The sequence below is a fragment of the Arthrobacter sp. NPDC058192 genome (assembly GCF_042883665.1).
Classification (GTDB): domain Bacteria; phylum Actinomycetota; class Actinomycetes; order Actinomycetales; family Micrococcaceae; genus Arthrobacter.
Map to the genome: position 1 here is coordinate 1 of NZ_JBHVVJ010000001.1, position 11,917 is coordinate 11,917.

Sequence of the window (11,917 nt, forward strand, 5' to 3'; positions counted from 1 at the left end):
GCTCAACGCCTCCCTCGACGGGCTGCTTCAGCGCCCGGTCGAAGTGGCGCGCCACGAGCCGATCCTCGCCGGAACCCCGGACCAGGGCGCACTCTAAACGCATTCCACACAACGACGACGGCGGCCTCCCGCCGTCGTCGCGCTCTGCCTGCGTGAGCAATTTTCGTGGCGCTTTACCAATTTTCGCCCGCTCCGCGAGCGGTCAGGAACCTTCCCCCGGCCTGCCCGCGTCCTCGGCCCCGCTGCCTTGGACATCCTCTTCCGGCTCAAAACTGGATTTTCCGGGAGTCGACGTCACCCAGACGCCGTCCTTGGATTTGGGGATCGTGCTGCCGCTCCCCGGCGTGCTGCGCTCGGGGTCCTGCCCTGCCGGATCCGCCTGGTCCTCGCCCATGGCCGTACCTTTCCTCAGTCCGATGGCCCTCAGTCCGATGGCAGTCAGTGTACGCCCGCGGCCCGCATCGTGCCCGCGTGTCATTTACACGGTCCTGGGACGGGGCTACATTGGTGGTCCCGGTCCATGGAGTCACCGGCCGGCAAAACCTCCCCCCACATATTCAGCACACAGCGACGAGGCTGCGCGGCGGGTGCAGCCGGCAAGGATGAGACCATGAGCCCCACCCCAAAGCAGCCGATTACCGATGACAGCATCAAGGTCCGCCAGCTCAGCCACTACCAGTTCAGCTGGATTGCCGGGGACGCAGGCAAGCCCGGCGTGTGGACGTTGCAGCTTGTGCTCGATGAAGGCGCGTGGGAGGAAGTCCTCACCATCGACGCCGACGACGCGGACAACCTGCAGGATCTCCTATCCACCGCGGACTCCGTCTTCTACGACGTCAGCCGGCAAACCCTGATGTTCGGGACCACTCGCGTCGGCCATGCCTGACCGGCTCCAGCGCCGCACCCCCGCCGGATGACTGGCACCCCTAGCCCAAATCCGGCACAGCCGATATAGTAAGCAAGCTGACGAATTGAGCTTTCGTCGCAACCGGTCCTACTTTTGAAGGAGAAGTTGTGAGTACAAAGGTAGAAAAGCGCGTTCTCGTGAATGTTCCCGTGAGCGTGGCCTACAACCAATGGACGCAGTTTGAGGATTTTCCCCGGTTCATGGGAGGCGTGAAGAGCGTGACCCAGCTCAGCGATAATCGGCTGGAGTGGGTCGCGGAAATTGTGGGCGTGCGCCGGCGCTGGGAAGCGAAGATTTTGGAGCAGGTCCCGGATCGCAAGGTGTCCTGGGCGGCTACGGAGGGTGCCACCAATGCGGGTTCGGTAGAGTTTGAAGATCTCGGCGGAGGTCAAACCTCCGTGCAGCTGGTCCTCGAGTACGAACCCGAAGGCATCGTGGAGAACATCGGCGACAAACTCCACGTGGTGGAGAAACAGGCCGAGGGTGACCTCGAGCGGTTCAAGGCCTTTATTGAGGACGAGGGGTACGCGACCGGAGCCTGGCGCGGGACCGTGAGCGAGGGTGCCCCGACGGGGACCCCGGGCGTCGCGGACGCCAGCGCTTCCCGTGGTGACAGCGGAAAGGCCGGCGTGTCCGGTAAGGTCGCGGCGGGCGTGGGCCTTGCTGCCGCCGCTGCAGTCGGAGGCGCCGCAGCTGCTGCCAGCAAGAGCAAGAGCGATGACACGGCAACCACCGATCTGCCTGGTCCCACCACCGGAACGCCGGTCCCGGTTCAGCCGGTGACGGCGGAGCCGGTCGTGCCGGTGACCACGGAGCCGATGGTCCCCAGGGGCTCCGAACCTTTTGACCAGACCAACGGCCTGGTGGACGCCGAGGGCGAAACCGGCGGCCTGGCCGCTAATGACACGCGGAGTGCAGCCGAGCGGGAGGCCGACGAGGCCCGGGGTGAAGGCGGACTGCCGCCTATCCCGCCGACGGCACCGGGCGTCCACTAGCACCCGGCCCCGCCGCTGACTGTGCCCCCCGGGCACCAGGTCGGCAGCAAGGAAGCCCCGGACTCAGGTCCGGGGCTTTTTTGCTGCACGCCCCACGTGTGCCATGGGGCGGCGGTGGGGCTAGGTCGGTTGAGGTTCTGCGTTCGACGCGCCGGGCGCGGCGTTGGACAGATCGGCTGCGGCTCGCTGCCGGCGGCTGGCCAGCAGGAACGGGACGGCGATCAGCTCGATTACGCCGCCGATCGCTAGCGACGTGGGGTAGCCGTAAACGTCGGCTGCCCGCCCGAGCACTGGCTGCACCACCACGCCACCGCTGGACCCCATCAGCGAGTCGAAACTAAGGACCGTTGCCCGCTGCTTCGAGGCGATCATGTCGTTCAGGTAGGCCTGCCGCACCGGCATGGCCGCCGAGGAGATCACGGCCCAGACCGCCAACAGCACCAGCGCAACCCAGAACACCCGGGTAAATCCGAGTAGGACCAGGATTGAGGCGCTCACGACGCTGCTGGCAATTAAGACGGTTGTGCGTTTACGGACGAGGCTCCGTATGTGTGGCGCCAACCAGCCGCCAAGCACCTGGGCGCCGGCCACGATGGCCGCCGCGAGGCCCGCCACGGAGTAGGCGTGGGGGTCGCCAAACAGCTCAAGCAAGTACGGCTGCAGGGCGTAGAACACGTAAATTGCGACGCCGGCGCTGAACGGCGCGGCCAGCATCACGTAGCGGACCGGCGGATTTTTCAATCCGCTCTCGATCGACGCGGAGAGAACGGCGCGGGTCGCCCGGAGGGGGCTGGTCGAGCGTTCCGGGGTGAAACCGACGTCGTGCATGAGCACAAAAGCCACGACGAACATGGCGACCAGCACACCCACCCGCAGCAGGAACGGCACGCCCAGGTTGGTCGCCTGTGCGATCACGCCGCCCGCCACCGAGCCGCCGAGCATCGCAACGCCGGACACCATCTGCCCGCGACCGAGCACCGCCTCGAGGCCGCCCTCATACCCCGAGAAGGTCAATGCGTCGACGAGCCAGGCCTCCACCGCACCCGAAAAAAAGGTGAAGCCAAGGCCGAGCAACACCGAGACGACAGCCCACGCCCAGAACGGGGCGGAAAGCTGCCAGAGCAGGTAGTAGAGATACGTCGCCCCCGCCAGTGTCACCGTGCCCAGCAGGAACGACACCCGGCGCCCCCAGCCGTCGGCCACCACTCCGGTGGGCACCTCGAACAGCACCATGCCGGCGGTGAAGAAGGCGTTCGCGGCAAAGGCCTCGAGGTTACTCAGGCCCGCATCCAACAGGAAGAGCGTGTTGATGCCCCAGATGAACGAGGCCGCAAGGGTATTGCCCAGCGTCAACGTCAGATAGATGCGCTGAATCTTTCGGGCGGCGGCGTTCATCGGCTCGCCGTCCCCGCCGGAGCGAAGGGCCGCACGAGTCCATTCTCGCCCCGCCCGTCCGCGTGTGCCAGAGCAGACATCTACCCCTGGTTGCCCTTTCAGTTGTGGTCGTCATCCGGCCCTGGTAACCGCCAGAACTGACAGCGCAGCGGGCTGTTGGACGCTGCGGCTACTCCCCCGTTTCCCCGTCCAGGGCTTCCCGCAGGAGGTCGGCATGACCATTGTGCCGTGCGTACTCCTCGATCATGTGGCACAGGATCCAGCGCAGGCTCGGCGCCGTGCCGTCGGGCCAAGTACGCCGGGCCAGCTGGTCCAGGCCGCCGCCGGCCAGAGCCTCCGCGACCCGGCCCCGGGACCGTTCGACGGCGTCTTCCCAGAGACTGCGGAGCTGTTCCGGAGTGTCCTCGGCGGCGGAATGCCACTCCCAGTCCGGATCGGCCTTCCAGTCCACCGCATCGAACGGCGGATCGCAGTCCAGGCCGTGCAGGGCCCGGGAGAACCAATCGCTCTCCACATAGGCGAGATGTTTGAGCAGGCCGCCCAGTGTCATTGTCGACGCCGCGACGGTGGCCGCGAGGGCTGCCGCATCCAGCCCGGCACACTTCCATGCCAGCGTAGAGCGCTGGTAATCCAGAAAGCCCAGGAGGGTTGCCGTTTCATCGGCAGCGATCGGCGGCTCGGTGCGTCCCTGATCATCCACAATTGTCATGCGCGCGAGTCTACCCACGCGCCTGCCGCGCAGGTAGGCCAGCATTGGCAGTCCCCGGAATCTGCAGGTTCTCCCGTTCGCGGAAGAACGATAGTTCAATGGACTTAGCGATCCGTCCCGATCAGAAAGGCCCATTCCCATGTCCACCTGGCTCATCACAGGCTGCTCGACCGGCCTCGGCCGTGCCCTCGCCCGCGCCGTACTGGCACACGGCCACAACGCCGTCGTCACCGCCCGGCACGTCGACGCCGTCCAGGACTTCTCCGCGGCGTATCCGAACTCGGCCCTCGTACTTCCGCTCGACGTCACGGACCGGAGACAGATCACCGACGCGGTGGCGCAGGCCGAGAACCGCTTCGGCGCCGTCGACGTGCTCGTCAACAATGCCGGGTACGGCTACCGTGCTGCCGTTGAGGAGGGCGACGAGAGCGAAGTGCAGGCGCTCTTCGACACCAACGTTTTCGGTCCGGTCGCAATGATCAAGGCGGTGCTGCCGGGCATGCGAGCGCGTGGGGCAGGGGCAGTTGTGAACATCTCCTCCATTGGCGCCCGGATTGCGCCGGCAGGATCCGGCTACTACGCGGCCACGAAGGCAGCCCTTGAAGGGCTGTCCGGTTCACTGCGGAAGGAGCTGGAGCCGCTGGGCATCTCCGTCACCGCGGTCGAACCCGGGGCGTTCCGCACAGACTTCGCCGGACGCTCCCTCACGCAGTCGGCGGACGCCATTGCGGACTATGCGGGAACGGCGGGAAAACGTCGAAAGGAGCACGATACCGTGCACGGCACCCAGCCGGGAGACCCCGACAAAGCCGCGGAGGCCATCATCGCCGCGGTCGAGGCCCCCGATTCACCGGCCCTGCTGCTCTTGGGCGAAGATGCGGTGAGGGCCTTCCGTCTGGTCGAGGAAGCACAGCAGGCCGAGCTCGACAAGTGGCGGGATGTAAGCGTCCAGACCGGCATTCAGGAGTAAGGCCCGGGCTGCCGATGCCCCTCCCGCCCTCCCGCCCGGGCCCGGGCGGGACGGGGCGGGCTCACGCCACCGGCGCGGCCCGGTCGGCGACCGCCCTGCCGGCCGGACGGCTCCGTTTGGCCGACACCGCGCGCCGATGGATGACCAGTTCGGCCACCGCTACGTTGATCACCCAAGCTGAGCCTAGGAGGATCGCTCGGGTCAGCTCGTCGGGCGGTCCCACCAGTAGCATCCAGGGCAGGCTCACCAGCGCCTGCGTTCCCGCAGCCACACCGATCGCATAGCCGCGGGTCATCCACGCGCTGTGCCGCACGAAGTCCCGCCGCACAATCGTGACGACCCCCAGGATCAGGCTCGCCAGCATCGCCGAGCCGAAGACCATCCGCAGAACGAATAGCACCGGCCCGTCACCGGCCGGGAGCGGGTAGAAGGCCGCCATCCACAGACCCGACAGCGCTGCGAGCAGGCCCGCGGGCGCCAGGACACGTCCGGCAATGCGGTGCCAGCCGCGCCGGCCACGCAGGGAGGGCACGAACTGGAACGCCCCGAGGAGGCAATAGGTGGTGACGCTGACAATGTGCGTCACCACGGGACCAGGTGAGGCGAAAAACCGTGCGTTCTGGGGCGTGATGGCGGCGCCGCCGGTCAGTTCGGTCATCCGCGCCGCGCCCGCAATCACCGGGATGAGGCTGAGGAGAATCAAGCCAGCGGGCACAGGCCACTGGGCCCGGCGGCGCGGTACGGAAACGGTGCTGGCGGCTGTTGTCACGGCGGGGTCCTCTGCTGATGTCCGGTACTGCGATCGATGTCCGGCCCGGTGTGCGGCGGACACCGTGCCTGAAGCCAAGGTGTACGGCGTACACCGATGGCTCCAAAGCTAGGTGTACGGCGTACACTTGTCAATAGGGTGACGCTAGGGAAAGGTGGCCGGATGACCCAGCAGGCCGAGCGCACGCGCCGGACTCCCCTGAGCCGGGACCGGGTGCTGGGTGCCGCCGTCGCACTCGCCGATGAAGTGGGCATCGAGGCGCTCAGCATGCGCCGGCTCGCGCAGGAGCTCGATGTGGTGCCGATGGCGCTCTACAAGCACGTCACCAACAAGGAGGAACTCCTCGACGGCATGGTGGACGCCCTGGTCAGCGAGATCGATCCCCCCGTCGGCGACGCAGGCTGGAAAGACGCCGTCCGGTCCCGGGTGCTCTCGGCGCGCGGCGCCCTCCTCCGTCACCCCTGGGCCCGGCAGGTCCTGGAAAGCCGCACCAACAAGACGCCGGCGGTCCTTGGATACATGGACTCCTTCATTGGGATGTTCCTGGCCGGTGGATTCTCCGTCGACCTAACGCACCATGTCATGCACGCCCTCGGCAGCCGCATGTGGGGGTTCACCCAGGAACTGTTCGACGACTCCGCCGCCGCGTCCCCGGCGCCCCAGCCGGCACTGACTCCGGAGGCCCAGGCGGCCTTGTTCAAGGAGATGGCGGAGCGGTACCCGAACATTTTGCAGGTGGCCGCGGCCTCGGCCCACGATGATTCAGTGGTCGGCCAGGGGTGCGATGACCGCTTTGAGTTCGAATTCGCCTTGGACCTGCTGCTGGACGGCTTCGAGCGGCTTCACGCACAGAACTGGAGCTCCCGGAGCGGCCGGCCGCCGGCGCAGGTGTGAAGAGCGCCTACTCCTCGAGAAACCGCAGCAGATAGGGAAGCGCGTGACGCATCGCCCGCATGTCCCCGGCGCTCGCAGCCAGTTCGCCGAGGTAGTCGCCGTGGCCGCCCGGCACAATCAGAAGACGCGCGCCGGGGATGGCCCGGAACATCCGTACTGAGTGCTCGGGACTCACCACATCGTTGTCCGCGCTCAGCACCAGCGTGGGGGTGTCAATTCCGCCGAGGTCCTCGCCCGACCAGCCGGAGAAGCCCAGGATTCGCTGCCGATCAAGTTCGAACAGCCGCTCGAGGTGCCCCGGATCGGGATTGTGCCGGCGGTCCGCGGCCTTGTAGACGTCCGGCATGTCCTCAAGCGTGGCTTTCGCCATGCCGTCCCAGAATTCCTCGGTGACGGCGTCACGGGCGAAGAAGGTGGAAGCGACAATGAGGTGGCGGACGGTGGCCGGGTGCTGCATGGCCAGGGCAAGGGCAGTGTGGCCGCCCGCACTGAATCCGAGGACATCGACGGACGCCACATTCAGTTCTTGCAGCACGGCCATGATGTCCTGTGCTGAATTTTCGGCGGTGAGCGGACGGCCGGTTGCTGCGGTGCGCCCGTGGCCCTCCTCGTCGACGGCGATCACCTGGCGGCTTTCGGCCAACATGAGCGGGATGAGTCCGGCGAAATTCGTCTCGATGGTCGAGCCGCCGCCCGGGATCAGCAGCAGCGGCGCCTGGTCGGCCAGCGCGTGGCCATGGACCTCGTAGTACATCCGAAGGTCGCCGTTCGACGCGTAGCCGTGGGTGAAAGTCACACGGCATCTTAACGCCAGCGCAGGCCGGGCGGCTAGGGTCTTCCGAACACTCGAACGTGGGCGGACGACGGCGGGGGCCTCCCGCCGTCGTCCGCCCGCCGTGCAGTTCAGGCGCCGTGCAGCTCAGGCACTGACGGATTCGGCGAGGATCGCGTCGACCTGCCCCAGCGCCCCGTTCATGCCCTCTTCCATGCCCATGGCGATGATCTGTTCCATCTGCTCTTCGGCCTCGAACGTGGACAGGACGGTCATCCGGGTGCGCTCGCCGATCGGCTCCAGGGTCACCAGGCCGTGGATGGTGCCCATGTCGGCCACGGGCTCGCCGTTGTCGTCCGCGAAGCCGTCGTCGAATTCCAGCCGGCGCGGGGCGTCAATGGCGACGAATCGCCACCAGCCGCGGGCCTTCTCCCCCTCGGGCCCGGTCATGAAGTAGCTGGCCTCGCCGCCGGGGACGAACTCGTGCTTTTCGAAGGTGGCCGGCCAGGTGGGCGGGCCCCACCAGCGCTCGAGCTGGCGGGGGTCTTCCCAGATCTGCCAGACACGCTCCACGCCCGCATCGAACTCGGCAACCATGGTGAGGCTCAGCGCCTCAAGATTCTTGACTGAACTAACAACCGTCATGACAAACCCTTCCTATCCTGCGACTTTCCGGTTTCCGTCTTGCTGGTTTTCGTGTTGCCGGCCTGTGTCCGGTCTGGCTCCGCGGTGGCCGTTTCGGCGAGCAGGTCAGCGATCCGGTCGGCACGCTGCCGCCAGATGACCTCGTACTCATCGAGCAGCCGGCGGGCCTTCTGCAGTCCGTCGTGGTTGGCCCGCACAATCTGCTCCCTTCCCCGCTTCTCCTTTGCCACAAGGGAGGCGCGCTCCAGGACCGCCACATGCTTCTGGACGGCCGCGAAACTCATGGTGTAGAGGGCGGCGAGACCGGAGACCGAGTACTCCGCCACCGTCACCCGCCGCACGATGTCCCGGCGGGTCGTATCGGCGAACGCCTGGAACAGGCGGTCCATCTCTTCGTCGCTGAACTGGGTTCTGAGCTGATCTACAATCATTTGGTTGTAGAATAGTCCGGCGCTCAGCGGGTGTCAACGGCTGTCTTGAGATCCGCTGCGCAGCCGAGTTGGCCGGAAAGTCCGGAAGTTCCGGCGTGCCCGCAGGGTTCCGGCGACTTGGCACATGCAGCCGGTGTGCTAGCTTCGGGGCGAGCGTAGAGTGAGCCCATGAAGCGCGTGGTGATCGACCGCTTCGGCGGCCCCGAGGTCCTGAACGTAGTGGACGTCGACGATCCCCGCCCAGATCCAGGCGAAGTCCGCGTCCGGGTCCTGGCTTCGGGCGTCTCATTCACCGACGCGCAGCTGCGCGCCGGTTCGTATCTCGGCGGGCCGAAGCCGCCGTTCACGCCCGGGTACGAGCTCGTCGGCATCGTCGATGAGCTCGGGCCCGGCTGCTCGCGCGTACGCGTGGGAGACCGCATCGGCGCGCTGACGGTATGGGGCGCCAACGCCGAGCGCGTCTGCGTGCCAGAGGCTTACGCGGTGGCGGTGCCCGCGGACCGCGACCCCGCCGAGGTCGTGAGCCTCGTCTTCCCGTACATGACCGCCTACCAGCTGCTTCACCGCACGGCCAAGGCGAAACCCGGGGAAAGCGTTCTCGTCCACGGCGCGGCCGGCCGGGTAGGCACTGCCATCCTCGAGCTCGGAGCGCTAGCAGGGCTTCGTCTCTACGGGACAGCTGCCGGCCGGGACCGCGCCGCGGTGGAGCGGCTGGGCGCGGTGGCCATCGACTACCAGAACGAAGACTTCCTGGCCCGGGTGCGCGGGCTCACCGGCGACGGTGTGGACATTGCCCTCGACGGGCTTGGCGGCCCGCTGTCGCTGCGTTCCTTCCGCGCGCTGCGGCCCGGCGGACGCCTCGTGGTCTTCGGCCGCTACGCCACCATCGCGCGGGGGCGGAAGAACTGGCCGGGGGTGTTCGCCTGGTACGCGGCAACCGGGAGCGTCGCGCTCTGGGGTTGGCTTTCGCCGCGCCGAAAGGTGCTGTCCTACCGCGTCCAGAAGTTGCGCATCCACCACCAGGACTGGTTCCAGGCCGACTTCCTCGCGCTGCTCGAGATGCTCCGCCGCGGCGAGATCCACCCGGTGGTGGCCGAGCGCTTGCCGCTTTCCGAGGCTCGTCGCGCCCATGAGCTGCTGGGGAGCACTGCGTCGAGAGGGAAGATCGTACTCGTGCCCTGAGCCCGCGCGGTCCCGTCAGACCGGCAGGGCAACCTCCTCGACGCCGCGTTCCGAGGCGTTCTCCTGCCGCGCGGGCCGCATCGCTGCGACTGCCCCGCCCGCCACGAGAACCACGACGCCGACTCCCACATAGAGCATGGACGCCGTCCAGTGTGCGTCCAGCAGGGCGCCGGTGATGAGCGGCGCGACGATGGCGCCCACGCGGCCGATTCCAATCGCCCACCCGACGCCGGTGCTCCGGACGGACGCGCCGTACAGGGCGGGGGCGATGGTGTACATGCCGGCAATGCAGCCGTTAATCAGCATGCCCACCACTCCGCCTGCAACGAACGCCAAGGCGAGGATGCCGGCGGTGGAAATGAACATCACCATGGTCGCCGCGGAGAGAACGGCAAATACGATCATCACCTTTCGGCTGTTCCAACGGATGGTCAGCAGGCCGTACAGCAGGGACCCAAAGGTGCCGCCAAGGGTGAGCATGAGGCCGCCAATGACGCCCTGGCTTTCGGTCATGCCGGCGGTGACCAACAGTCGCGGCGTCCAGCTGTTTACGAAATAGAACCCGAACATGGCGGCAAAGAAGGCCAGCCAGACGAGCAACGTGGAGCGGCGGTTGCCTGCTGTGAAGAGTTCGGAAAGTTTGTTCTTTCGCACCGCCACGACGGCGGGAGCAGCGACGTCCGTCACTTCCGGCTGCCCGATCTTGCGGGCGATCTTGTTCAGCCGCCCGAGGACGTTGCTGGGACGGCGGCTGGTCAGGAAGTCCACCGACTCCGGCAGCAGGGCCGCCAGAAGAATCAGGACGATGCCGGTGCAGAGGCCGCCAAACACGAAGACCGAGCGCCAGCCGAAGTTTGCCTGCAGAGATACCGCCGCGGCACCGCCCAGCGTCGCGCCGATGCCGTAGCCCGCCGTATAGATACTGATGGCCAGGCCGCGCCACCGCTTAGAAGAGTATTCGCTGGCAATCACGTTGGTGCAGGCCAGGATGCCTCCAATTCCCAGGCCCGTAACGACCCGCCAGATTCCCAGCTCCAGCGCCGAATGCGCCAAGGAGGCGAGGAACATGCCGGCGGTGGCAAGGCCAACCGAGACCAGGACCATGGGCCGGCGTCCGATGACGTCGGCGAAAGGCGCCAGCCCCAGCGAGCCGATGGCCATGCCGACCAGCCCGGAACTCAAGAGGACACCCAGCTCCGCCCCGCTCAGACCGAACTCGCGCGTGACGCTGTTGGCCGTGAAAGCCATGGCCAGAACGTCGAAGCCGTCGAGGGCGTTGAGGATGATGCACAATCCGACGATCAGCCATTGGTACAGGGACATGCGGGACGCGTCGATGCGTTCTTGGAGTTGCATGAGACTACTTTCTGGAGGCCGCGGACAGTCCGGGCGGGTACAAAGTTGGGTGACGAGCAGCAGGCAAGCGCCATCTTGGGCCGAAGCTTGCCGCCGGGCCTCGCCGCTGAGGCACCGACAGCCGGATGACTATCTATACTGATAGTTAGATGTGGCGTGAGACACAGCCTAACTATGAACATAGTTAGTTGACAAGAGTTTTGATGAAGTCGGACCCGCTTGTCGCGTTGCGGCTGGATGGGCCCCAGTAGAGAGGACCGGTGGCAGGTGAGTCTGCGCTACGCACTGCTTGCATTGCTGACATCCCAGCCACTTACGGGCTACGACGTTTTCAAACACTTCGAGCAATCAGTCGGCTACGTCTGGCACGCTCCCGATTCGCAGATCTATCCTGAACTGCGCCGGATGGAAAAGGATGGCCTCCTGCACGGTGTCGAGGAGGCCTGGGGCAAGAAGGGCAAGAAGAAGCGGTACCACATCACCGCGGAGGGCAGTGAGGCCTTCCGAGCCTGGATTAACACCACCCTCGACTACACCCGGGAGCGGGATCCGATTCACCTCAAGGCGGCATACCTAGAGTGGGCTGAGCCAGACGCTGCCCGCGCGCAAATGAAAGCCCACATCGAATACCACTCCTCCCGTGCGCGGCAGTGGGAGGAGATGATCGCCGCCCTAAAGGACGGGAGCAACCCCATCCTGGCGACGCGACTGGAGGCTGCCCCGGAGGCAGACAGAGCCAGGATTGCCGGATACAAAATTTTCACCTACGAGGGCATGATCGAGCGCGCCAACGCCGAGATCCAGTGGGCCAGACGCGGCCTGGACCTGATCGACAAACTCGAGTCCTGACCGGCTAAAGGCCCGGCGGCCTGGAGGCCGCCGGGCCCTTCGC

Annotated in this window: 14 protein-coding genes; 6 read left to right on the forward strand and 8 right to left on the reverse strand. The window is 66.6% G+C overall.

All coding sequences use genetic code 11. The annotated features are described in order from the left end of the window. Positions 1–202: 202 nt before the first annotated feature. A complete protein-coding gene (locus ACFVVK_RS00005; RefSeq protein WP_390261649.1) occupies positions 203–394 on the reverse strand; it encodes a hypothetical protein in 192 nt (63 codons plus the stop codon). Positions 395–610: 216 nt separating this feature from the next. Between ACFVVK_RS00005 and ACFVVK_RS00010 the strand changes: the two genes are divergently transcribed. Together ACFVVK_RS00010 and ACFVVK_RS00015 are read left to right on the forward strand one after the other, a co-directional pair. Continuing rightward, positions 611–886, forward strand: coding sequence for a hypothetical protein (locus ACFVVK_RS00010; protein ID WP_390261652.1), 276 nt, complete (start codon positions 611–613; stop codon positions 884–886). 128 nt (positions 887–1,014) lie between these two features. Then, entirely contained in the window at positions 1,015–1,902 is an 888-nt protein-coding gene (locus tag ACFVVK_RS00015) for an SRPBCC family protein (protein WP_390261654.1), read from the forward strand. A 120-nt stretch (positions 1,903–2,022) separates the two neighbouring features. Here ACFVVK_RS00015 and ACFVVK_RS00020 read toward each other — a convergent pair whose 3' ends face one another. Together ACFVVK_RS00020 and ACFVVK_RS00025 are read right to left on the reverse strand one after the other, a co-directional pair. Beyond that, on the reverse strand, positions 2,023–3,297 hold the full coding sequence (locus tag ACFVVK_RS00020; RefSeq protein WP_390261657.1) for an MFS transporter: 1,275 nt from the start codon (positions 3,295–3,297) through the stop codon (positions 2,023–2,025). Between the two features lie 169 nt (positions 3,298–3,466). Then, positions 3,467–4,006, reverse strand: coding sequence for a DinB family protein (locus ACFVVK_RS00025; RefSeq protein WP_390261660.1), 540 nt, complete (start codon positions 4,004–4,006; stop codon positions 3,467–3,469). 139 nt (positions 4,007–4,145) lie between these two features. Between ACFVVK_RS00025 and ACFVVK_RS00030 the strand changes: the two genes are divergently transcribed. After that, positions 4,146–4,976 (forward strand): oxidoreductase, encoded by an 831-nt coding sequence (locus ACFVVK_RS00030; protein WP_390261663.1) that lies wholly within the window; start codon positions 4,146–4,148, stop codon positions 4,974–4,976. A gap of 61 nt (positions 4,977–5,037) precedes the next feature. Here the strand turns inward: ACFVVK_RS00030 and ACFVVK_RS00035 are convergent, their stop codons facing one another. Next, positions 5,038–5,745 carry a DUF2306 domain-containing protein gene (locus tag ACFVVK_RS00035; protein WP_390261665.1) on the reverse strand — a complete coding sequence of 236 codons (708 nt, stop codon included), beginning with the start codon at positions 5,743–5,745 and terminating at the stop codon, positions 5,038–5,040. Positions 5,746–5,907: 162 nt separating this feature from the next. Here ACFVVK_RS00035 and ACFVVK_RS00040 point away from each other — a divergent pair, with 162 nt between their 5' ends. Then, a complete protein-coding gene (locus ACFVVK_RS00040) occupies positions 5,908–6,639 on the forward strand; it encodes a TetR/AcrR family transcriptional regulator (RefSeq protein WP_390261668.1) in 732 nt (243 codons plus the stop codon). A 7-nt stretch (positions 6,640–6,646) separates the two neighbouring features. On the opposite strand, the gene ACFVVK_RS00045 is transcribed toward ACFVVK_RS00040, so the two are convergent. The 3 genes from ACFVVK_RS00045 to ACFVVK_RS00055 all read right to left on the reverse strand — a co-directional run bounded on the left by ACFVVK_RS00045 (position 6,647) and on the right by ACFVVK_RS00055 (position 8,487). Further along, the gene (locus tag ACFVVK_RS00045; RefSeq protein WP_390261671.1) at positions 6,647–7,435 is read right to left on the reverse strand and encodes an alpha/beta fold hydrolase; all 789 of its coding nucleotides are present in this window, start codon (positions 7,433–7,435) and stop codon (positions 6,647–6,649) included. Between the two features lie 123 nt (positions 7,436–7,558). After that, positions 7,559–8,056, reverse strand: a complete 498-nt coding sequence (locus ACFVVK_RS00050; RefSeq protein WP_390261674.1) for an SRPBCC domain-containing protein — start codon at positions 8,054–8,056, stop codon at positions 7,559–7,561. After that, positions 8,053–8,487 (reverse strand): ArsR/SmtB family transcription factor, encoded by a 435-nt coding sequence (locus tag ACFVVK_RS00055; RefSeq protein WP_390261677.1) that lies wholly within the window; start codon positions 8,485–8,487, stop codon positions 8,053–8,055. The genes ACFVVK_RS00050 and ACFVVK_RS00055 overlap by 4 nt, the downstream gene beginning before the upstream one ends. Positions 8,488–8,655: 168 nt before the next feature. Here ACFVVK_RS00055 and ACFVVK_RS00060 point away from each other — a divergent pair, with 168 nt between their 5' ends. Then, on the forward strand, positions 8,656–9,669 hold the full coding sequence (locus tag ACFVVK_RS00060; protein WP_390261679.1) for a medium chain dehydrogenase/reductase family protein: 1,014 nt from the start codon (positions 8,656–8,658) through the stop codon (positions 9,667–9,669). A 15-nt stretch (positions 9,670–9,684) separates the two neighbouring features. Here the strand turns inward: ACFVVK_RS00060 and ACFVVK_RS00065 are convergent, their stop codons facing one another. Beyond that, entirely contained in the window at positions 9,685–11,025 is a 1,341-nt protein-coding gene (locus ACFVVK_RS00065) for an MFS transporter (protein ID WP_390261682.1), read from the reverse strand. A gap of 267 nt (positions 11,026–11,292) precedes the next feature. On the opposite strand from ACFVVK_RS00065, the gene ACFVVK_RS00070 reads away from it, so the two are divergent. Continuing rightward, the gene (locus ACFVVK_RS00070; protein ID WP_390261685.1) at positions 11,293–11,874 is read left to right on the forward strand and encodes a PadR family transcriptional regulator; all 582 of its coding nucleotides are present in this window, start codon (positions 11,293–11,295) and stop codon (positions 11,872–11,874) included. Positions 11,875–11,917 lie beyond the last annotated feature (43 nt).